Source organism: Novosphingobium mangrovisedimenti, assembly GCF_025153475.1.
GTDB lineage: Bacteria > Pseudomonadota > Alphaproteobacteria > Sphingomonadales > Sphingomonadaceae > Novosphingobium > Novosphingobium mangrovi_A.
In genome coordinates, this window is record NZ_JANZXA010000006.1 from 48369 (window position 1) to 68944 (window position 20576).

The window sequence follows — 20576 nt, forward strand, 5'->3', positions numbered from 1 at the left end:
CTGCCGGGGCTATGCTTGCCCAAAGCAACCTCAGGAGAGTTCGTGCCCTCGGTCAATATTGAACGGATAGAACGCGATATCACTGCCGTTTCGCAGTTTGGTTTCAATGAAGAAGACAGGGGCGTGTACCGCCAGGGTTTCAGCGAGGCCGACATGGCCGCGCGTGCCTGGCTGCGAGAGCAGTTCGAAACGCTGGGCATGACGCACGGGATCGACGGGGCCGGTAACGTCATCGGCCGCTTCGGTCCGGCCGACAAACCGGCGGTGGTGATTGCATCGCATATCGATTCCGTGCCGGCGGGCGGCATGTTCGACGGCGTGCTCGGCGTGGTCGCCGGGCTCGAAGTCGTGCGCACCATGCAGGAAAACGGGATCGTCCCGGACTATCCGATCGAAGTGATCGCCACGGCCGAGGAGGAAGGCCGCTTTGGCGGGATGCTCGGCGCGCAGGCGCTGACCGGGCATCTGACGCTCGACTGGCTGGAACGGGCGGCCGACGAACGCGGCAACCGCCTGACCGAGGCCATGGCGGCGGCCGGGCTCGATTATCACAAGGCGCTCCACGCCTTTCGCCGTCCCGAAACGATCCGGGCCTTTCTGGAACTGCACGTGGAGCAGGGGCCGGTGCTCGATGCGGAAAAGACCACCATCGGCATCGTCGAGGGCATCTCGGGCGTGTTCAAGTGGAACTGCCGGCTGATCGGCAAGGCGGACCATGCCGGCACCGCACCGATGGACATGCGCGCCGATGCGCTGATGGGCATGGTCGATTTCGCCCACGAAATCCCGCGCATCATCGAGGAAGAGGGAACCGAGAGGAGCCGGATCACCATCGGCACGGTCACGTGCAAGCCGGGCTTTCCCCACACCGTGCCGGGGGAAGTCGATTTCACTATCGTCGGGCGCGATCTCGACGAGGAGGTGATGCGCGTGCTTTCCAACTCGTGCCGGCGCGTGCTGTCCTCCATCGCCCGGCGCCAGAAACTCAAGTTCGAATATGAAGAGATGAGCTGGCTTGCCCCGGCGCACTGCAACCAGGGCCTGATGGACCTCATCGAGGCCAAGACCAGGGAACTGGGCTATAGCTACAAGATCATGCCCTCGGGCGCGGGGCACGACGTGCAGTTCTTCTGCGGGCATGTGAATGCCGCGATGTTCTTCGTGCCCAGCGTTGGCGGGATCAGCCACGCGCCGGACGAATGGACGCACTGGTCAGATTGCGAGCGCGGCGCGCAGCTTCTGCTGGAATGCGTGATGGAGCTGGCTTGCGGGGAAGGGGCCGTGCCCAGTCTCTCAGCGGAGGCGTCCGGCGACTGACCGGACCGGCAAAGCCGGGACAAGCCGTGTGAGGGCGTTTCCGGCATTGGGTTCCGGTTCGGCGGCCCGGCGCTGGGCGCGCTGGCCTATCCAGACGCTGAGCACGACCAGCAGGAAACCCGCCGTCTGGACCGCATCCAACCGTTCGCCCAGCACGACCCAGCCAAGCAGTACGGCTGTGGCCGGGCTCAGGAAACCGAGCGGCGCCAGCGCTGCCGGGCCGAGCCGGGCGATCCCGCGAAACCACAGAATGTAGGTAAGCGCCGCGCCTATCAGGCAGAGATAGGCGAAACCGAGCAGGTTGGCGGTGCTGAGCGGCGGCAGCGCCGGCTCGGCCAGCATGGCGACGGGAACAAGCAGCACGCCGCCCGCCGTCAGCTGCCAGGCCGCGAAGGTAAGCGCGGGCACTGGGGGCTGCCAGCGCCGCGTCAGCACGCCGCCCAGCGCCATCGACACCGCGCCGCCGGCAGCCGCGGCAATGCCCCACGGATCGAAGCTTGCCTGCGGCGTCAGCACCAGCAGGCTGACACCGGCGAGCCCGCCGAAACCGGCCGCGACCGCCATCGGCGTGATCCTCTGGTCCAGCAGAACCTTGGCAAGGAACAGCACGATGAGTGGCTGGATCGCGCCCACGGTCGCGGCGACCCCGCCTGGCAGCCGGTACGCCGCCACGAATAGCAGCCACCAGAAGAGCGTGAAGTTCACCGCGCCCAGCACGAAGATCTTCAGCCACCATCCGGGCGAGGGCAGGCGGCGGGTGATCGCCAGCAGCAGCAGCCCGGCAGGCAGCGCGCGCAGCATCGCTGCCGTCAGTGGATAGCCTTGCGGCAGGAACTGCGTGGTCACCAGAAACGTACTGCCCCAGACGGCAGGGGCCATGGCGGCGAGGGCGGTATCGAGAGCGCGGGACATGGGGCTGACTCCATTTATCTCGACGTCGAGATAAATGGATATATCTTGATGTCAAGATAATGATGCGATAGGCGGATGCGCATGGATGACGTCGATCGAATTCTCGCTCAGTGGCAGGTCGCGCGGCCGGACCTCGATGTCTGGGCCATGGGGCCTCTGGGGCGCCTTGGCAGGGTGTCCAGCGCATTGGCGCGGCGCATGGAACAGACGTTTGCGCGCCATGGCCTCAACGCGGCGGGTTTCGACGTGCTGGCAACCTTGCGGCGCACCCCGCCTCACGCGCTGACGGCGGGTGAGCTGATGGCGGCGATGATGATAACCTCGGGCACTGTCACCAACCGTATTGATCAGCTCGCCAAGGCAGGGCTGGTCGAGCGTCAGGGGGACGAGACCGATGGCCGCCGCGTCGTCATCCGCCTGACCGACGAGGGACAGGCGCTGATCGAGCGGGCCATCGTCGACCACGTGGCGACCCAGACCGAGCTTCTGGCCGGGCTGGATGCCGAGGAACTGGCAGGGCTGGACGCGGCCCTGCGCAAGCTCATGGCCGGTCTGGAGACCGGCGCATGAGCGTCACGGGGCTGGCTATGCCGGTGCGTTGCGGCCTCAGGCCGCGATCAGATCCTCGATCGCATGGAGTGCGATGGCGTGGTTGAGGATGATGTCCTTGCGCGTGTTGGCGGCGTGATCGTCGGACTTGCGATATTCCTCGATCGAGGCCTTCATCTTCGCCTCGTCGAAAATGCCGTACTTGGCGATGCGTTCCGATGACAGCCACTTGGCGATGAGCTTGTCGATCTCGGCGGCCTTGGCCTTGTCGGTGTGCGCGGGCGGGGCCATGAAGGCGAACTTCTCGCGCTTGTAGAGCACTTCGGGAAGCACGTGCTTCATCGCTTCGCGCACCACCCACTTCTCGATCCCGTCGCGCACGCGCACGTGCGGCGGGATGCGCATGGCCAGTTCTGCCACGTGGTGGTCGAGGAAGGCCGGGCGGCTTTCCAGGCTGTTGGCCATGTCCACGCGGTCGCCGCCCCAGTTGAGGATCTGGCCTTCGAGCATGGTCTTGATCCACGAGTACTGGACCTTGTCGAGCACGTGGCGCCCGTCGAGCATCGACTTGTCGAGGCTGTAGGCGATGGCGGCAATCGGATCATAGTCGCCCAACTTCGCCTTGAACTCGTCCGAAAGCAGCGGCTTCACGCGTTCGAGCGTGAGCATCCAGGGCTGGATCCAGTTGGGCGTGAAGCCCATGACTTCCTCGAAGGCCGGGTGCGAGATCGCGGTTTCGGCCAGCACCGAGCCGGAGAAGATCGCGTTGCGCTTGCGCATTTCCTCGGCCGCCGGGGTCTTGGCGTATTCAGGATCGTGCAGGAACAGGTCGGCCTTGAACTGGGCATAGCCGCCGAACAGCTCGTCCGATCCCTCGCCGGTGATGACGACCTTGTAGCCGACCTCGCGCACGTGTTTGGACATCAGCATCTTGGCGACGCCCAGCGTGTTGTAGAACGTGCGCTCCGAGTAGTAGATCGCGTCTTCGAAATTCTTGCCGTAGAGGTCGAGCGCCTTGACGGTGAGGATGTCCTGATCGGCACCCGCCTTCTCGGCCATTTCGGTGGCGATGGCGGCCTCGTCGTAGCGGGCATCGTCGAAGCTGATGGTGAAGGCCTTGACCGGCGACTGCTGGATCGCAGCGGCCATGCCGATGATCGAGCAGGAATCGATGCCGCCCGAAAGATAGCAGGCGACCGGAACGTCGGCCTCGAGGCGGAAGGTGATCGATTCCACCAGCGCCTGGCGCACGTTCTCGATGTGCACTTCGTCGGGGAACTCGTCGTGCTGGCCTTCGAGCGGGAATTCGGCATCCCAGTAGCGGCGTTCCTCGACCTCGAACTCATCCCCCTTGCGGGTGACGATGAGCATGTGGCCGGGCTTGATCGCGTGGATGCCCTCGAACAGCGTCATGCCCGGCACCATCACCTGCATCATCTGATGCAGCTGTGCCTTGGGGCACATGTCGCGCGGGACGTCGGGGTGGGCCAGCATGGCCTTCATTTCCGAGCCCCAGAAGAAGCCTGCCTCGCCGTGGTGGTAGAACAGCGGGCGGATGCCGAAGCGGTCGCGCACAAGGATCAGCTGCTGCTTGGCTTCATCGAAGATGGCGAAGGCGAACTCGCCGCGCAGGTGCTCGACGAAATCGAGGCCATGCTTGTCGTAGAGCTTGAGCGCGATTTCCGAGTCCGACTTGGTGTTGAATTCGTACCCGTCGGTGCGCAGCAGACCGCGCAGGCGCTTGTAGTCGTAGAACTCGCCGTTGATCGTGCCGACGAGGCTGCCGGTGCCGTCTTCCTTGCGGCCATAGAGCGGCTGGTCGCCCGCGCTCAGGCCGATGATCGACAGGCGCGTGTGGATCATGGCGAGCCCGTTGGCGGCATCGAAATGAAAGCCGCGTCCGTCAGGCCCGCGATGATAGAGCCTGTCCGCCATCTTGTGGGCATGTGCCTCGGTTTCGGAAGAATAGCGGGTGGGGCTCCAGAGCCCGGCGATGCCACACATCGGATGTGTTCCTTAGACTGAGAAGAGGGTCAGGCGAGGTATTCTTGGGGAACCACGTCACCAACGCGCCCGAACACGGCGAGCAGCAGGGCCTGCCTGATCCATACGGCGCCGTCGGCCTGGTTGAAGTAGAGGTTGTGCACGGTGTCATCGAGGCTGATGTCGAGTTCCTCGCCGCGGGCCAGCGGGTGCAGGATGACCGTGTCGGGTTTCAGCTTGCTCTCCGCGTCGAGACTGAAGGCATCGCCGAAGAAGCGGTAGCCGTCGCCCAGATAGGCGATCGCGTTCATGTAGATGACGTCGAGATACTCGAGGCTCTGCTGGAGGTTTTGCGAGAAGTCGATGCCGATCGGGCTGGCATTGGTCAGCTCGCGGATTTCCTCGCCCAGCGGGTCGGCCATCTCGGAAAAGATGGTGATGTGGCTGATGTTCTTGTGGAACAGCAGCGCGAGGATCAGGAAGCTCTTCACCGTGCGCATGTTGCCCGGGGTGCCGATGATGCCGATGTTAAGGCGGAACTGGTCGGGCAATGTGCCGTAGGCGATTTCCGGGCGCCATTTCAGCAGCGCGTACCAATCGGCCAGCGCTTGCGTCGGATGCTCGTCGGACCCGTTGCCGCCGTTGAGCAGCGGAATGCGCAAGTAGTCGCACAATTCCTTGATCGCGGACTGCTCGGTGTGGCGCACGGCGACGACGTCGGCATAGGAATTGAACATCTGGCCGATGTCACGCAGCGATTCCCCCTTGGCGACGCCGGTCGTCTTGGCATCCGCTACGCTGATGGTCTTGCCGCCAAGGTGCAGCATCGCGCTTTCGAACGAGAGGCGCGTGCGCGTGCTCGGTTCGAAAAAGGCCGCGGCCATGATCTTGTCGTCGAGCGCATGCATGACCGGGAACTGCTTGAGCTGCAGGTAGGCCGCCAGCTTTGTCAGTTCGCACAGCAGGTCATGGTCGAACTGGGCTGCCGAGAGCACGGAGCAGTCGTGCAGCCGATCCAGCACGTCCAGCCGCAGCTTGGGATCGTGCTTCAGCAGTCCGGAAGGGTCGGGGCAATTGCCGATGACCCCGGCCTTGCGTTCGGAATCGGCGATATGTTCGACTTGGGAGGCGGGAAGGTTCACCAGATGTCCCCGTTCTTCATGTCACGGATAAGCAGCGCTGCGAGGCCGAGGCCGGTCAACGCGCACCAGATCAGCGAGCCGTAGATGATGGTCGAGAGGAATTCGGCTGAGAAGCTCATGCTGTTTCACTTAGCTGGGCCCAGTCAAACCGGGACTTCGACAAGTGGGTGCAGGCGAGCACCCAGACCATCGACACGGCGGTGGCCATCAGCGTCGCCACGTACCAGCCGATTGCGAAATAGCAGACGAGGCCAACGCCTGCGCCCAACAGCATCCCCCCGACCGCTCCGGTCGCGTTCGCGCTGCGCCAGTACAGGCCCGTGACGATCGGCCAGATCATTGCGCCGACGAGCGGGCCGGCAAAGAACAGGACCGAGGCCAGGGTTCCAATACGGGGCAGGCAAACCGCCCATGTGAACAGGCCGAGCGCCAGCGTCACATACTGCGCCATGTTTTTCAACTTGTCGGGCGTCGCATCGGGACGCAGCAGCTTGCGGTAGATGTCCTCGGTCAGCAGGTCCGAGGTCGCCGCGAGCAGGCTGTCGAGGCTCGATGCCAGCGAGCAGAACACGACGATGAAAATGGCGATCGCCCCGAATTCGCCCAGAACGTGTGCAACGACCAGCGGGCCGACCATGTCTGCGGCGGGAACCGCGACGTTAAGCGCGCCCGAGGCGAGCGCGATGAAGCCTGCCGCGACGGGAATCGGGAACCAGATCAGCCCGCCCAGCGCAAAGGCCTTGCCGCCCACACCGTCGCGGAAGGCAAAGGCGCGGCTCCACCACACGTTGTTGTGGAACACTTCGCCAAGGCCGAATAGCAGGTTGTTGAAGATCGCCATGATCGCGGCGGGGAACAGCACGTTGAGCAGGGCAGGGCGCGTGGCTTCCAGGTTCTCGTGGATCTGCTCGACCGAGACATGCGAGAGCACGGCGAAGCCGACGATGACCACGCCGACGATGATGATGAGGCTCTGGATGAAGTCGGTGCCGATAACGGCGGCCAGCCCGCCGCGCATCGTGTAGGCAACGCAGACGCCCAGGATCACGGTCATGCCCCAGGCATAGGGAATGCCCGATAGCGCGTTGAGCAGGATGCCGCCCGCCATCGCCATGCTCACCAGCCAGGTCAGCGAGTAGAACAGCGTGAAGACCATGTAGATGGCCCAGGCGGTGCGCCCGTAGCGTAGGCGGAAGAAATCACCGCTGGTGTAACCGGTCGGCATGAGCTTGCGGATGCGGCCTGCCATGGGGGCGAACAGGAACAGCCCGAAACTCGCGGTTGTGTAGGCGAGCATGCCCCAGACGCCCAGTTCCAGCGCGAATTGCGGGGCGAGCATCGTCGTGTTGGAGGTGATCCAGGTTGCCGCTGCAGTGGCGGAACCCAGCGCGAGGCCGATGTTGCGGCCGGCGAGGGCATGGTCCTCGAAGCTCTTGTTGCGCCGCCCCCAGTAGACGCCGAGGCCAATCCACAAGGCGCTGAACAGGGCCAGCAGGAGCCAGCCAACCGAGGGAGGAAGCAGGGCTGCGGCCTCATTCATCGCGTGCACCCCACAGGATCGTGACGACGATCGCCAGAGTGACGAGCGCGCCGATGGCGACGAGCAGAAGTGCACGCGTCAGCGACTGGTGCACCACGGACACGTGCAAGGGCGCGGAAATCGTACCGCCGACGCCTTTCAGGCGCAGATAGTAGTCACCGTTGGCCAGCCCTGAGAGGAAATAGCTTTTTGCCTGCCCTTCATAAAGCAGCTTGGGGGCCGACAAGTCGGGCGCGTCGGCGATCTGGAGCAATACCGGTCCGTCGGCCTGCCAGCTGAGCATGGTATTGCCTGCATCGCTTTCCAGTTCGACCGGACCCGTAAATTGAGGCGTGGCGGCATGGGCCGGACTCGCTGCCATGAACAGCGCCGCCAGACAGCCCAGGCTAATGCCTGCCAGGCATGCCTCAAGGGCCCTTCGCCATGTTCGATATTGGGAGATTATGGGGCGTTCCGACGGCATGTGCCGACCGGAGGGATTATTCTGACCGGAAAATAAGATTGTCCCTTGTCCGTCCTGCCGGCCGCGGTGCCGGTGCTCCTGCTGATGTGCCCAAAGTGCAGGGTCCCTAACAAATCGGCCATGAAAGGGGAACCGCCCAATTGAAAGGATCCCCAGCCTGGGGTGGAAAGGGCAGCTGACGCGCTGGTCTGCATTAAGTGAAATATCCGCAAGCGGCGCTGAAAATTTGATCGATGCCACTGCGTGGCGATCGATGCATTATAGCGTTACGGAATGTCATCCTGCCGTAACCGATTGTCGGTGGCAGGGCAGTCCTCAATGCGTTGGTATAATGGACGATTACTTGATGTAGTGGGGTAAATTAATCGCGGCGAAAGAAGAACTTCGACAGGCGAGTGTCGTCGCGATCAGACCATGAAGACCAGCGCGGCGCGATAGAGCATGTAGACGGCGACGCAGGCGATCAGGGCGGCGAAGAGCGTGTTGAGCCTGCCCTTCGCAGCCGAAAGGCGCCGCGCGGCCAGAGCGCCGAGACCGGTCCCGAGAATGCCGCCGCCGATGAAGCTGGCGGCCAGTGCCCAGTCGATAAGGCCCGACCATGCGTAGTTCGCCGCCGTCGTGAGGCCGAACGCGGCGACCGCGATCAGCGAGGTGCCCACCGCACGGTAGATGGGCATGGATGTCGATGCGACGAGTGCAGGCACGATCAGGAACCCGCCGCCGATACCGAAAAAGCCGGACAGCGCACCGGTGCCGAAACCGAAGCTCAGGACCTTGGGCAGGTTGTCGCGGTTGCAGGTCACGCCTTCGACGCCGGCATCCTTGCGTCCGCGGTACATCGCGAAGGAGACGACCAGCATCAGCAGCGCGAAGAGGAACAGCAGCTTCTCTCCGTCGAAGGCCTTGCCCAGGCTCGAGCCCGCCAATGCGCCGACAATGCCGGCGGACGCGAAGGCGGCGCCGCAGCGCCAGTTCACATTACGCTCGCGTGCGTGGTTCCACACGCCTGCCAGAGCGTTGATGGCTACCGCCAGCGCGCTGGTGCCGATCGCGATGTGCGGGCTCTTGACGCCGACGAAGTAGACCATGAGGGGCACGGCCAGGATCGAGCCACCGCCGCCTACCAGTCCCAGCGTGAAGCCGACGAGGATGCCACTCAGCGCGCCCAGCAGGTAATGCAGTTCGACCATGGCGACAGCCTAGAGCAGGTTTAGCGGGAGCTTGAGATAGCTGACGCCGTTGTCTTCGGGTTCAGGCAGGTTGCCGGCGCGAATGTTGACCTGGATCGAGGGCAGGATGAGGCGCGGCATATCCAGCGTGCCATCGCGGGCCTCGCGCATGGCGACGAATTCGTCTTCACCCACGCCCTCGTGAACGTGGATGTTGCCGGCCTTCTCGTCGCCGATCGTCGTTTCCCAGACGAATTCGTCACGGTTCGGCGCCTTGTAGTCGTGGCACAGGAACGCGCGGGTGGCATCGGGCAGCTGCATCAGGCGGCGCATCGAGCGGAACAGGGTGCGCGCATCGCCTCCTGGAAAGTCGGCCCGTGCGGTGCCGTAGTCGGGCATGAACAGCGTGTCGCCGACGAACACCGCATCGCCGATCACATAGGCGAGGCAGGCGGGTGTATGGCCGGGTACGTGAAGCGCAGTAGCCTCGATGTCGCCGAGTGCAAAGCGTTCGCCATCGTCCATCAGCCGGTCGAACTGCGAGCCGTCGCGGGCAAAACTCTCGGGCTCGTTGAAGATCTTTCCGAACACGCCTTGCACGGTGCGGATTTCGCGGCCGATCACCAGCGTCCCGCCCAGCGCCCGATGGAGATAGGGTGCATCCGAGAGGTGATCGGCATGGGCATGGGTTTCGAGCAGCCAGTCGACGGTCAGGCCCGTTTCGCGCACATAGGCGATCACGGCATCGGCCGATGCATGGCTGGTGCGGCCCGAGGCCTGATCGAAGTCCTGCACGGAATCGATTACCGCGGCGCGCTTCGTCCGGGGATCGTGGACGACATGGGTGGCGGTGAAGGTCGCTTCATCGAAGAACGTTCGCACCACGGGCACATGCCCAGATGCGCGCGCGGCATCGACTTGCGCGGAGGCGGTTTCGACGATCGTGTCGGTCATTGTTCGATATTTCCGGTCAGGGCATTGAGTTGCCATGCGGCAACGAGGCGCCGGCCATTCGCTTCCAGGAGCGCGGCTTGTGCCGCGATGGCCTCGCGCTCGGCATCAAGCACGGCGAGCACGGGAACCGAGCCGGTCTGCGATTCGAGCTTGCGGCCGCGCAGGGCTTCGTCGGCGGCGGCAGTCTGCAGGTGGGTGGCTTCGACCATGCGGTTGGCCGTGGCAAGGCCGGACCAGGCGTCGATGACCATGCCGGTAAGGGCCTGATCGGCCTGACGAAGGCGCGCTTCACTGCCATCGAGACCGGCATTGGCGGCGCGGGTCTGCGTGGCGACGCGACCGCCGGCGAAAATGGTCCAGCGTCCGCGAATTCCGACCGAGTACGAATCGGCGCGGTAGTCGGGGAAGAACTGGTCGCGCACGTGGGCGGCCTCGGCATAGGCACCGATCTGCGGCATGCCTTCCGCCTTGGCGGCGCGGACCCCGGCCTTGGCGACGTCCACCGCGGCCTTGGCCTGCCGCAGCGAGGGGTTGGAAGCGCGGGCCAGATCGAGCGCTTCATCCAGCGTGGGCGGCGTGCGCGGCAGATCGGGCAGGGGAGCGAGGTCGCCGGCTGGCTTGCCGGTAAGACGCTCGAAGGCGGATTCTGCGGAAGCAAGGCGGCCTTCCGCATGGGCCTTCCCGGCGTCTGCCTCGGCCTTGCGGGCCTTGGCCTGTGCCAGTTCCGAATTGGAAATCTCGCCCGCCTGGAAACGTAGCCCGGCCTGCCGCTCCACTTCGGCAAGCTCGTTGACGAGTTGGGCGTAGCGTTCGTCCAGTTTGCGCGCGGTCAGGACCTCGGCATAGGCCGCAATCGCGCGAACGATGGTCTGCAGTCGCGTCTGCTCGGTCTGAAACCCAGCAATCTTCGCGCCACCGCGCGCCTGATCGATGGCGGCGGAAATCCGGCCGCCGGCATAGAGCGGCATTTCCGCCGTGCCCTGCAACGACAGCGGCGTCGTGTCGTCGGCAGTGATGCCGAAGAAGCCGCCATTGTCGATGCGGCCCGTCCCGACCGAACCTTCGACCCGAAGGAGGGGATTGCTTTCCGCTTTTGCGCGGTCGAGACGGGCCTTCGCTGCCGCCTCGTCCGCCTTGGCCGCAGCGAGCGCGGGAGCGTTCGCCAGGGCATCGGCGATGGTGGCGTCGAGATCCTGCGCGACCGCTTCCGGGGAGGCGGCGAGGCAGGAAAGTGGCACTAGGGCAAGGAGCAGGCGGCGCATGTCGGTCTCGCTCAGTGGAAGGCGTTTCCGGGTTTCGCGCCCAGCTTCTTGAAGATCATTGCGGCAGGACAAAAGCCGGTGAAGCTTGCCTGAAGCATGTTGAGGCCGGCGAAGATCGTCAGCCCGATCCAGTACGGGTGAACGTAGATCGACAGCAGAACGCTGGCGAGGACGACCACGCCGGCGAAACGAAGAACGGCTCTATCGAGATTCATCGATCGTCTCCCTTATTTGAAGCGAAGCTTGCGAATGCCAAGCGCATGCATGGCCAGCTTTTCGTAGAACGGTTCGCTGGTGCCGCGCCGGACTTTGTGGAGGAAGTACTTTTCGAAACCGACCTTGGCGAGGTGGACCCACTTGCCACTCGACGACCAGTTGAGGTTGCGCGGCGGAAGCTGTGGCTGGGCGACGAAGGCAACACCGCCATCGCCGAAGTCGGCAAGGCATACCGCGTTCCAGGTCGCTTCCTCGGCCGGTTCCTTGCCGGCGAGTTCGAGCTTCAGGTTCGCGGCAATGGCGGTGACCATCGATTCGATCATGAACCCGGTCTTGGGCACGCCCACCGGCACCGGGGTCTTGCCCACGGGCGGGATCGCCACGCAGACGCCCAGCGAATAGACGTTCGTGAAGTTGGGGTTGCGCTGGTGCTTGTCGGCGAGGATGAAGCCGCGCGGGTTGACGAGGCCTTCCACGCCCATGACCGCGTCGATACCGCGGAATGCAGGCAGGAGCATCGAATAGCCGAAGGGCAGGTCGTGCGTTTCCTTGACCGAGCCGTCTTCCGACAGCTCCTCGCAGTGCATCATGCCGTCTTCGATCTTGGTGACGCGGTTGTTGCAGATCCACTTGATGTGGCGGTTGCGCAGCTCCGATTCGAGCAGGCCCTTGGTATCGCCGACACCGTCGAGGCCGAGGTGGCCGATGTAGGGTTCCGCAGTGACGAAGGTCATCGGCACCTTGTCGCGAATCTTGCGGCGGCGCAGTTCCGTGTCGAGGATCAGCGCGAATTCGTAGGCCGGGCCGTAGCATGATGCGCCTTGCGCTGCGCCCACGACGATCGGCTTGGGATCCTCGCAGAAACGGTCGAAGGCGTCGGCCGCATGGGCCGAGTGGTCGGTCTTGCACACCGACTGGGTGAAGCCCTTGGGGCCGAGGCCCTCGATTTCGTCGAAGGCCAGCTCGGGGCCGGTGGCAATCACGAGGTAGTCGTAGTGCAGGGAATTGCCGTCGTTCAGTTCGACGCGATTTTCCTGCGGGTGGACCTTTTTCGCACCCACGGACGTGAATCCGATGCCCTTCTTCTTCATGATCGGGGGCAGATGGACCTTGATCGCTTCCGGTTCGCGCCAGCGCACCGCCACCCAGGGATTGCTGGGCACGAACCAGTAGTCGTCCTGGTCGTTCACGACAGTGACATCCGCCTTGCCCTTCACGGCATCGCGGATTTCGTAGGCTGCAATGGTGCCGCCGAGGCCTGCGCCAAGAATGATGATCTGGGGCAATGACATTACTTGCTCTCCCGTTGTCAGGTCGTGCAGCTGATTGCTGCGTCAGCTTGAAGCGGCCTGCATTGAATACGCTGTATACGGCTTGACTAATATAATGAGTTTGCAATATACGCAAGAGGCAATGTACGGCCGTTTGAACGGTTCGGTACGACACAGGCAGAGAGGTGAATCAGATGGTCTTCGGTTTCGGAAAGCCACGGCATCAGGAAATTTCGGCAGAGCAGCTCGACTCCATGTTGCGTTCGGGCGAGGCGCTGGTGGTCGACGTGCGCGAGGCGGATGAGTTTGCGAATGGTCATATTCCCGGTGCGATCAACATGCCGCTCTCCACGTTTCAGCCTTCGAAGCTGCCGCATCCCGAAGGCAAGAAGCTGGTGCTCAACTGCCTGGGCGGGAAGCGCTCGGGCATGGCACTCGATAAGTGCGGCATAGCTCAGGCGGAAGTCGATACGCATCTTGCCGGAGGCTTTGGTGCCTGGAAGGCCGCGCGCCTGCCGGTAGAGAACTGAGCGGAACGCACGAACAATAAGGCAGGGGATGTCCACATGCGCGCAAATGTCCTGGTCCTGTCCGCACTCGGACTAGCTGTTCTCGGCCTGCCTCTGGCAGGCTGCGGCAGCAGCGAGGAGGTGGTGCAGGAGAGCAAGGCTCCCTCGGGGCCGCGACTCGTGCTGCAGGCAAGCGATACTGCCGACTGGCAGGATGTCAGCGCCGCGGTTGCCACGGTCGACCAGTCGCAGGTGCTTGCACGCATCCCCGGCATCCTCACGACACTCTCGGTGCGCGAGGGTGATATGGTCCGCCGGGGCCAGACGATCGGACGGATCGTCGACAACCAGCTCGTGCATCAGGCAGCGGCCTACAAGGCGCAAATGGTGCAGGCGCAGGCTGAACTGAAGCGCGTGAAGTTCCTTCACGACAACGGCGTCTATGCTGATGCCCGGCTCGAGCAGGCCCAGGCGGCCGCTTCGGCCTCGCGTGCGCAATATGCGGCAGCCAGCTCCGTGTCGGGGCAGGGCGCCGTCGTCGCGCCGGCGAGCGGACGGGTGCTGCGCGCGGACGTTCCGGCCGGCTCGCCGGTGGCACCGGGCATGGTGATCGCGGTAGTCACTGCTGGCCCGACGATCGTGCGGCTGGAAATGCCCGAATCGCTGGCGGGCAAGGTTCACCCCGGCTCGCAAGTGAAGGCCGATGGCATCGGCGGCGAGGATAACGGCGCGACCGGGCGTGTGATCAAGGTCTATCCTTCGGTCACGGCCGGGCATGTCATGGCCGATGTCCAGATGCCGGGCATCGACGACAAGCTGATCGGGCGGCGCGTTGCCGCCAGTGTCGAGACCGGCGGCCGCAAGGCGCTGCTGGTTCCGACCCGCTACGTCACGCAGCGCTACGGCATCGACTATGTCATGCTCGTCGCCAAAGATGGCACTGCCACCGAAGTGCCGGTGCAGACCGCACCTTCCTCCGAAAAGGGCAAGGTCGAGATTCTCTCCGGCGTTTCCGCCGGCGATACGCTGGTTGCCACCGGCAGCGGAGCGGCGGAGCAATGAACCTCGGAATTTCCGGAAAGCTGACGCGCGCGACGATCCAGTCGCCGCTTACGCCCTTGTTCCTGCTGGCCGCGATCATCGTCGGCCTGATCGCCACGGTCACGATCCCGCGCGAGGAAGAGCCGCAGATCAAGGTGCCGATGGTCGACATCATGGTCCAGGCGCCGGGGCTTTCGGCTTCGGATGCCGTGGAACTGGTGGCAAAGCCGCTTGAAACCATCGTCAAGAGCGTCGACGGCGTCGAGCACGTCTACACGCAGGCGCAGGACAATGGCGCGCTGGTGACGGCACGCTTCCTCGTCGGTTCCGATCCCGAGGATGCGGCAACCCGTATCAACGAGAAGATCGAGGCGAACAAGGATCGCATTCCCGTCGGGATACCGCCGCCGCAGGTGACGGTGCGCGGGATCAACGATGTGCCGATCGTGGTGCTGACGCTCACGCCCAGGCCAGGCGCGGCCGGCCGGTGGGATGACCAGTCGCTGGCCGAACTTGCCGGCAAGCTGCGCACCGAGGTCGCAAAGGTCGACAACGTGGGCCTCACGTTCATCACCGGCGGCCAGCAAATGGCGCTTCGCGTCGTACCCGATCCGGTCAAGCTTGCCGCCTACCGCGTGCCGCTGGGCAGCGTGATCGAGGCCGTAAGCCAGGCAAACCGCGCCTTTCCCGCCGGAACCGTGCGCGAAGGCGGGCAGGCAGCGCTGGTCGTTGCCGGTCAGACCCTGCGCGATGCGCAGGAACTCTCGCGCCTGACCGTGCGCTCGGTCACCGGTGCGCCGGTGCTGCTTTCCGATGTCGCGAAGGTCGAACAGGCACCGACCCAGAAGCAGGCCCGTGCCTGGCGTTGGGCCAGGGACGACAAGGGCAAGTGGTCGATGGCGCCGGCCGTCAGCCTTGCGATCGCCAAGCGCGCGGGGGCCAACGCCGTCACTGTTTCCGAACAGGTCGTCGACCGTGTCCATATGCTCGAAGGAACGCTGATTCCGCCGGGCGTCAACGTTGCCGTCACGCGCAATTACGGCGAAACCGCGAACGAGAAGGCCAACGAGCTGATCTTCCACCTGGCGCTGGCGACGGTTTCGATCGTCGTGCTGATCGGCTTCGCCATCGGCTGGCGCGAAGCGGGCGTTACCGCGATCGTCATCCCGACGACGATCATGCTCACGATGTTCGCATCCAACATCATGGGCTTCACGATCAACCGCGTCAGCCTGTTCGCGCTTATCTTCTCGATCGGCATTCTCGTCGACGACGCCATCGTCATTATCGAGAACATCGCCCGGCACTGGGCGATGAAGGATGCCAATGAATCAGGAGGGCGCAGCCGCATAGATGCGGCAGTCGAAGCCGTTGCCGAAGTCGGCAACCCGACGATCATCGCCACGCTCACCGTGGTTGCGGCGCTGCTGCCGATGCTGTTCGTCTCGGGGCTGATGGGGCCCTATATGGCGCCGATTCCAATCAACGCCTCGGCGGCGATGATCTTCTCGTTCTTCGTCGCGGTGATCATCGCGCCCTGGCTGATGATCCGCTTTGCCCGGACGGCGCTTTCCGAACACGAGCATGAAGGCGCGCACGGGGGCAAGCTCGGCGTCCTGTACAAGCGCTATGCCAGCAAGGTCATCGCGACCAAGGGCGGTGCCATGCGTTTTCTCATCGCGGTCGGCATCGCGACGCTCGTCGCCTGCTCGATGTTCTACTTCAAGGCCGTGACGGTGAAGCTGCTGCCCTTCGACAACAAGAGCGAGGTCCAGCTGGTCGCCGACATGCCCGAAGGAACCAGCCTGGAGACCACTTCGCGGGTGCTCGAACAGGCCGCTGGGGTAACCCGCACGGTGCCCGAGGTGGTGTCGATGGAGGCCTATGCGGGCACGTCCGCGCCGTTCAACTTCAATGGCCTCGTGCGGCACTACTTCCTCAGGAACCAGCCCGAGATGGGCGATCTCATGATCACCCTGAAGCCGAAGGGGGACCGCTCGCGCTCCAGCCATGAAGTGGCCGTGGACCTGCGCGAGAAGCTCAAGGCGATTTCGCTGCCCGCGGGCGCTTCGCTCAAGGTCGTCGAAACTCCGCCGGGGCCGCCGGTCCTGGCAACGCTGCTGGCCGAAATCTATGGCCCCGATGAAGCGACACGAGTGAAGACCGCCGAGCAGGTGGAGAAGATCTTCAAGTCGGTGCCGTTCATCGTCGATGTCGACAATTCGTTCGGTGATCCGCGCCCGACGCTCAAGCTGATCCCGGACCGGGCGAAGCTCGATCACTACGGGCTGTCGGAGCGTCAGGTGTTCGATTCGATCGGGGCGCTGCTCGGTACGCAGACCGTCGGTTATGCGCCGCGCGGGGGCGACCGCGATCCGCTGCCGATCGAAATGACGCTCGACCAGTCGCAGCGCAGCTGGTCCGCCGCGCTGGCGGCAACGCCGGTGGCGGTCGCGCAGGGACCCGCCGGGCCGCAGCTGGTTCCGCTGGGTGAACTCGTCACGGCGCGCATGGAACCCGGCGGGCGTGCCATCTTCCGGCGTGACGGGCGTGGGGCGGACATGGTCATGGCCGACCTTGCGGGTCGTTATGAGGCACCGATCTACGGCATGCTTGCCGTGGACGAGGCGATCGACAGCTACGATTGGAAGGCCAATGGTCTCGAAAAGCCAGAGATCATCCTCCACGGCCAGCCCGAGGACGAAAGCAGGACTTCGGTCCTGTGGGATGGCGAATGGGAGATCACTTGGGTGACTTTCCGCGACATGGGCGGGGCCTTCATGGTGGCCTTGCTTGCCATCTACGTCCTTGTCGTCGGCCAGTTCCGCAGCTTCACGATCCCGCTGGTGATCCTGACGCCGATCCCGCTGACGCTGGTCGGCATCGTGCTGGGGCACATGCTGTTCCAGGCGCCGTTCACGGCCACCTCGATGATCGGTTTCATTGCGCTTGCCGGCATCATCGTGCGCAACTCGATCTTGCTTGTGGACTTCATCCGGCATACGCGCTCGCCCAACAAGAGCCTGCGTCAGACGTTGCTGGAGGCCGGCATGATCCGCTTCAAGCCGATCGTGCTGACCGCGGCGGCGGCGATGATCGGCGCGGCGGTGATCCTGACCGACCCCATTTTCCAGGGGCTGGCGATTTCGCTGCTGTTCGGTCTGGCGTCTTCCACCTTGCTTACCGTTCTGGTTATCCCAGCCATTTACATCGTGTTGCGGGACGATGGCCTTCCGCTCGAAAGTACTGAATGATGACACCCAGTGACCTCACCGAACTCAAGGCCAATGCCAATGTCATGGCCGCGCGGCTCAAGATGATGAGCCATCCCGAGCGGCTGCTGATGCTGTGCCGGATGGACGAGGGCGAGGTTTCGGTGAGCGAACTGGTGGAACTCACGGGGCTGTCGCAGTCTTCGGTTTCGCAGCACCTGGCGCTGCTGCGCGAGGAAGATGTCGTCAGCATCCGTGGGGAGGCGCAGACTCGCTACTATCGCCTGAACGACCCGGTGGTGCAGGCGATCATCCATGCGCTTTGCGTGATTTGCGGCAGGTCCTGCAACTAGCCTGACGGACTGCCAAAGGGAGACGAGAGAATGGCTGATCCGGTGATCATCGCGTGCCCGTCCTGTGCGTCGCTTAACCGCGTGCCGCGTGAAAGGCTGGCGCAGGGCGGCAAGTGCGGACGTTGCGGCGCCCCGCTCTTCGCCGGCCATCCGGTAACGCTCACCGCAGCCAACTTCGATGCCCATGCGGCACGCAGCGGCATTCCGCTGCTCGTCGATTTCTGGGCTGCGTGGTGCGGCCCGTGCCGCCAGATGGCACCGCAGTTCGAGGCAGCCGCAGCCGATCTGGAGCCGCTGGTCCGGCTCGGCAAGCTCGATACCGAGGCGGAGCAGGCTATCGCCGGCCGCTATGGCATTCGCTCGATCCCGACGATGATCCTGATTTCGGGAGGGCGTGAAATCGCGCGCCAGTCGGGCGCCATGCCGAAGAATGCCATCGTCGGCTGGGTACGCCAGGCGCTGGGCTGAGAAACGGAACAAGAGACATGATAGACGAAACGCATCCCCATGCAGACGCTCTCAAATACGAGGACTGGGGCGGAGAGATGGGGGCGCGATGGCTGGCCAATCTCAAGGGGTTCGAAGGAACGATCGCCCCGGCCGGCGAAGCCCTGCTTGCCCGCGCGGCTTTCGCGCCCGGCGAGCGGGTGATCGACCTGGGCTGCGGCGGTGGTGCGACTACCATGGCCATCGCCGAGGCAGTGGGACCGGACGGCTGCGTTCTGGGACTGGACATCTCGCCGGACTTGACCGAGGCGGCTTCGCGCCGTGCGCGGCAGGCGGGGGCCGGGAATGCGCGTTTCCTCTGTGCCGATGCCGCTTGCGTGACGCTGGCGGAGGCGCCCTACGACCGGCTTGTCTCGCGTTTCGGCAGCATGTTCTTTGCTGAGCCCGTGGCTGCCTTTACGAACTTGCGCTCTTTGCTCAGGTCCGGCGGCCGGATTGACCTTGCCGTCTGGGGACCTCCTGCGGAAAACCCCTGGATGCTGGAGGGCATGGCCATAGCGCGCCGGCATGTGGAGATGCCGGCGCCGGTTCCCCGTGCGCCCGGCCCCTTCGCTTTCGAGGATCTTGAATATCTGCGCGAGGTTCTGGACGGAGCCGGTTTCAGGCAGGTCGATATCGGCGCGGCGGCAGGCGAACTTCCCGTCGGGGGGCACGGCGCCACGGCGGAAGAAGCGCAAGCCTTCGCGCGCAATGCCATGGCTTTCGGACAGGTCCTGCTGGACTATCCGCAGGATGTGCAGGCGGCCGCCGCGCGCGACCTGACTGCCTTGTACGACCATCACTTCCGGCCCGGTGAGGGCGTGATGATGGGTTATTGCGCCTGGCTGGTCTCCGCCCGGGCCTGACGCTTCGGCGTGGAGGCCGCCGTTCGGGCGGCCTCCAGCCTCACTTTCGTCCTATATGTTGGGATCGTCATCCATCGGCGAGCGGAACTCGTGCCACATGCCGTTGATGATGCCGAAGGCGACTGCCAGGCCCAGGCCGAGAATCCAGGAGAAGTACCACATCGGTCTCGATCCTTGTCAGTAGAAGTCGGGGTTGGTGCGAACCTGCTCGATCGTCACCCGACCGAACAGAACCTTCATCACCCACGCGGTGTAGGCCAGCACGAGCGGCAAGAAGATCAGCGTGACAAGCAGCATGATCCACAGCGTGAGGTGGCTCGACGAGGCGTTCCATGCCGTCAGGCTGGACTGCGCGTCGATCGAGCTGGGCAGGATGAAGGGGAACATCGACAGCCCGACCGTCGCAATGATGCCGGTCGTGGCCATCGACGAACCGGCCAGGTTGAGCACGTGGCTGCGACGGCGGATGCCGATCAGCGCCAGCACCGGGCCTGCAAGTCCCATGATCGGGGCCAGCAGCATCCAGGCATGCTTGCCATAGTTGTCCAGCCATGCGCCGGGAGCGGCCACGGTCTGCGCGTAGTGCGGGTTCGACGGTCCTTGCGGATCGACCAGGCCGTCGATGCGAAAGCCCATCGATCCCATGGCGACCCATACGCCGCCCAGGACGAACAGGACGATGGAGGCCATCGCCGCGACACCGCCGATACGGCGAGCCCGTTCGAGAACCGGGCCTTCCTCGATCTTCACCGCAAGGAAGCCGGCGCCGTGCATGACGACCATGGCGACGGAGAGCAGGCCGGTCATCAGCGCGAAGGGCGAGAAGAGCCCCAGCAGGCTGCCTTCGTAGAAGGTCCGCAGATCGCTATCGAGGCGGAAGGGCAGGCCCTGCAGGACGTTGCCCACGGCCACGCCGAAGACCAGAGCGGGCACGAAGCCGCCGATGAACAGCGCCCAGTCCCAGCGGCTGCGCCATGCGGGATCGGGGCGCTTCGAGCGATACTTGAAGCCGACCGGCCTCAGGATCAGCGCGGCCAGCACCAGGAACATGGCCAGATAGAAGCCGGAGAAGCTCACGGCATAGACGAAAGGCCATGCCGCGAAGATCGCGCCGCCGCCCAGAATGAACCACACCTGGTGGCCTTCCCAGTGCGCGGCGATCGAGTTGATGGTCAGTCGGCGTTCCTCGTCCGTCTTCCCGATGAAGGGAAGCAGCGTCGCCACGCCGAGATCGTAGCCATCGGTCAGCGTAAAGCCGATGAGGAGCACGCCCAGCAGGGCCCACCAGATCATCCGCAGGGTTTCATAGTCGAGGGGGATTTCCATCTCGC

21 protein-coding genes are annotated in these 20576 nt (G+C 64.4%); 8 read left to right on the top strand and 13 right to left on the bottom strand.

Translation table 11 applies throughout. The annotated features are described in order from the left end of the window. Positions 1-42: 42 nt before the first annotated feature. Complete coding sequence (locus NZK81_RS10250) at positions 43-1317, top strand: Zn-dependent hydrolase (protein WP_260046036.1); 1275 nt, start codon at positions 43-45, stop codon at positions 1315-1317. On the opposite strand, the gene NZK81_RS10255 is transcribed toward NZK81_RS10250, so the two are convergent. Then, positions 1294-2229: a DMT family transporter gene (locus NZK81_RS10255; protein WP_260046037.1), complete on the bottom strand. Its 936-nt coding sequence runs from the start codon at positions 2227-2229 to the stop codon at positions 1294-1296. The two genes, NZK81_RS10250 and NZK81_RS10255, sit on opposite strands and share 24 nt — an antisense overlap. 81 nt (positions 2230-2310) lie before the next feature. On the opposite strand from NZK81_RS10255, the gene NZK81_RS10260 reads away from it, so the two are divergent. Next, positions 2311-2799, top strand: a complete 489-nt coding sequence (locus NZK81_RS10260) for a MarR family winged helix-turn-helix transcriptional regulator (RefSeq protein WP_260046038.1) — start codon at positions 2311-2313, stop codon at positions 2797-2799. Between the two features lie 36 nt (positions 2800-2835). Here the strand turns inward: NZK81_RS10260 and asnB are convergent, their stop codons facing one another. The 10 genes from asnB to NZK81_RS10310 form a co-directional block, all read right to left on the bottom strand. After that, positions 2836-4782 carry an asparagine synthase (glutamine-hydrolyzing) gene (asnB, locus tag NZK81_RS10265; RefSeq protein ID WP_260046039.1) on the bottom strand — a complete coding sequence of 649 codons (1947 nt, stop codon included), beginning with the start codon at positions 4780-4782 and terminating at the stop codon, positions 2836-2838. A gap of 29 nt (positions 4783-4811) precedes the next feature. Beyond that, positions 4812-5903: an aspartate/ornithine carbamoyltransferase family protein gene (locus NZK81_RS10270; RefSeq protein ID WP_260046040.1), complete on the bottom strand. Its 1092-nt coding sequence runs from the start codon at positions 5901-5903 to the stop codon at positions 4812-4814. Then, positions 5900-6022: a hypothetical protein gene (locus tag NZK81_RS10275; protein ID WP_260046041.1), complete on the bottom strand. Its 123-nt coding sequence runs from the start codon at positions 6020-6022 to the stop codon at positions 5900-5902. Before NZK81_RS10275 ends, NZK81_RS10270 begins: the two co-directional genes overlap by 4 nt. After that, the gene (locus tag NZK81_RS10280; protein ID WP_260046042.1) at positions 6019-7443 is read right to left on the bottom strand and encodes a sodium:solute symporter family transporter; all 1425 of its coding nucleotides are present in this window, start codon (positions 7441-7443) and stop codon (positions 6019-6021) included. Before NZK81_RS10280 ends, NZK81_RS10275 begins: the two co-directional genes overlap by 4 nt. Further along, positions 7436-7804, bottom strand: a complete 369-nt coding sequence (locus tag NZK81_RS10285) for a hypothetical protein (RefSeq protein WP_260046043.1) — start codon at positions 7802-7804, stop codon at positions 7436-7438. The genes NZK81_RS10280 and NZK81_RS10285 overlap by 8 nt, the downstream gene beginning before the upstream one ends. A gap of 509 nt (positions 7805-8313) precedes the next feature. Continuing rightward, positions 8314-9096: a sulfite exporter TauE/SafE family protein gene (locus tag NZK81_RS10290; RefSeq protein WP_260046044.1), complete on the bottom strand. Its 783-nt coding sequence runs from the start codon at positions 9094-9096 to the stop codon at positions 8314-8316. Positions 9097-9105: 9 nt separating this feature from the next. Next, a complete protein-coding gene (locus NZK81_RS10295; protein ID WP_260046045.1) occupies positions 9106-10029 on the bottom strand; it encodes an MBL fold metallo-hydrolase in 924 nt (307 codons plus the stop codon). Beyond that, complete coding sequence (locus NZK81_RS10300; RefSeq protein WP_260046046.1) at positions 10026-11291, bottom strand: TolC family protein; 1266 nt, start codon at positions 11289-11291, stop codon at positions 10026-10028. The genes NZK81_RS10295 and NZK81_RS10300 overlap by 4 nt, the downstream gene beginning before the upstream one ends. A gap of 11 nt (positions 11292-11302) precedes the next feature. Next, positions 11303-11506: a YgaP family membrane protein gene (locus NZK81_RS10305; RefSeq protein ID WP_260046047.1), complete on the bottom strand. Its 204-nt coding sequence runs from the start codon at positions 11504-11506 to the stop codon at positions 11303-11305. Between the two features lie 12 nt (positions 11507-11518). Continuing rightward, positions 11519-12799: an NAD(P)/FAD-dependent oxidoreductase gene (locus tag NZK81_RS10310; RefSeq protein ID WP_260046048.1), complete on the bottom strand. Its 1281-nt coding sequence runs from the start codon at positions 12797-12799 to the stop codon at positions 11519-11521. A 173-nt stretch (positions 12800-12972) separates the two neighbouring features. Here NZK81_RS10310 and NZK81_RS10315 point away from each other — a divergent pair, with 173 nt between their 5' ends. From NZK81_RS10315 to NZK81_RS10340, 6 genes are read left to right on the top strand one after another with little or no spacing between them, the layout of a single operon-like run. Further along, positions 12973-13308: a rhodanese-like domain-containing protein gene (locus NZK81_RS10315; protein ID WP_260046173.1), complete on the top strand. Its 336-nt coding sequence runs from the start codon at positions 12973-12975 to the stop codon at positions 13306-13308. Positions 13309-13344: 36 nt separating this feature from the next. Continuing rightward, positions 13345-14349 (top strand): efflux RND transporter periplasmic adaptor subunit, encoded by a 1005-nt coding sequence (locus tag NZK81_RS10320; RefSeq protein WP_260046049.1) that lies wholly within the window; start codon positions 13345-13347, stop codon positions 14347-14349. After that, a complete protein-coding gene (locus NZK81_RS10325) occupies positions 14346-17582 on the top strand; it encodes an efflux RND transporter permease subunit (RefSeq protein WP_260046050.1) in 3237 nt (1078 codons plus the stop codon). Before NZK81_RS10320 ends, NZK81_RS10325 begins: the two co-directional genes overlap by 4 nt. Beyond that, positions 17579-17893 carry an ArsR/SmtB family transcription factor gene (locus NZK81_RS10330; RefSeq protein WP_260046051.1) on the top strand — a complete coding sequence of 105 codons (315 nt, stop codon included), beginning with the start codon at positions 17579-17581 and terminating at the stop codon, positions 17891-17893. Before NZK81_RS10325 ends, NZK81_RS10330 begins: the two co-directional genes overlap by 4 nt. Positions 17894-17923: 30 nt before the next feature. Continuing rightward, positions 17924-18361 (top strand): thioredoxin TrxC, encoded by a 438-nt coding sequence (gene trxC / locus NZK81_RS10335; protein WP_260046052.1) that lies wholly within the window; start codon positions 17924-17926, stop codon positions 18359-18361. 17 nt (positions 18362-18378) lie between these two features. Then, complete coding sequence (locus NZK81_RS10340) at positions 18379-19245, top strand: class I SAM-dependent methyltransferase (RefSeq protein WP_260046053.1); 867 nt, start codon at positions 18379-18381, stop codon at positions 19243-19245. A gap of 51 nt (positions 19246-19296) precedes the next feature. Here NZK81_RS10340 and cydX read toward each other — a convergent pair whose 3' ends face one another. Together cydX and cydB are read right to left on the bottom strand one after the other, a co-directional pair. Then, entirely contained in the window at positions 19297-19407 is a 111-nt protein-coding gene (gene cydX / locus NZK81_RS10345; protein ID WP_260046054.1) for a cytochrome bd-I oxidase subunit CydX, read from the bottom strand. Positions 19408-19422: 15 nt separating this feature from the next. Continuing rightward, positions 19423-20571, bottom strand: a complete 1149-nt coding sequence (cydB, locus tag NZK81_RS10350) for a cytochrome d ubiquinol oxidase subunit II (protein WP_260046055.1) — start codon at positions 20569-20571, stop codon at positions 19423-19425. Positions 20572-20576 lie beyond the last annotated feature (5 nt).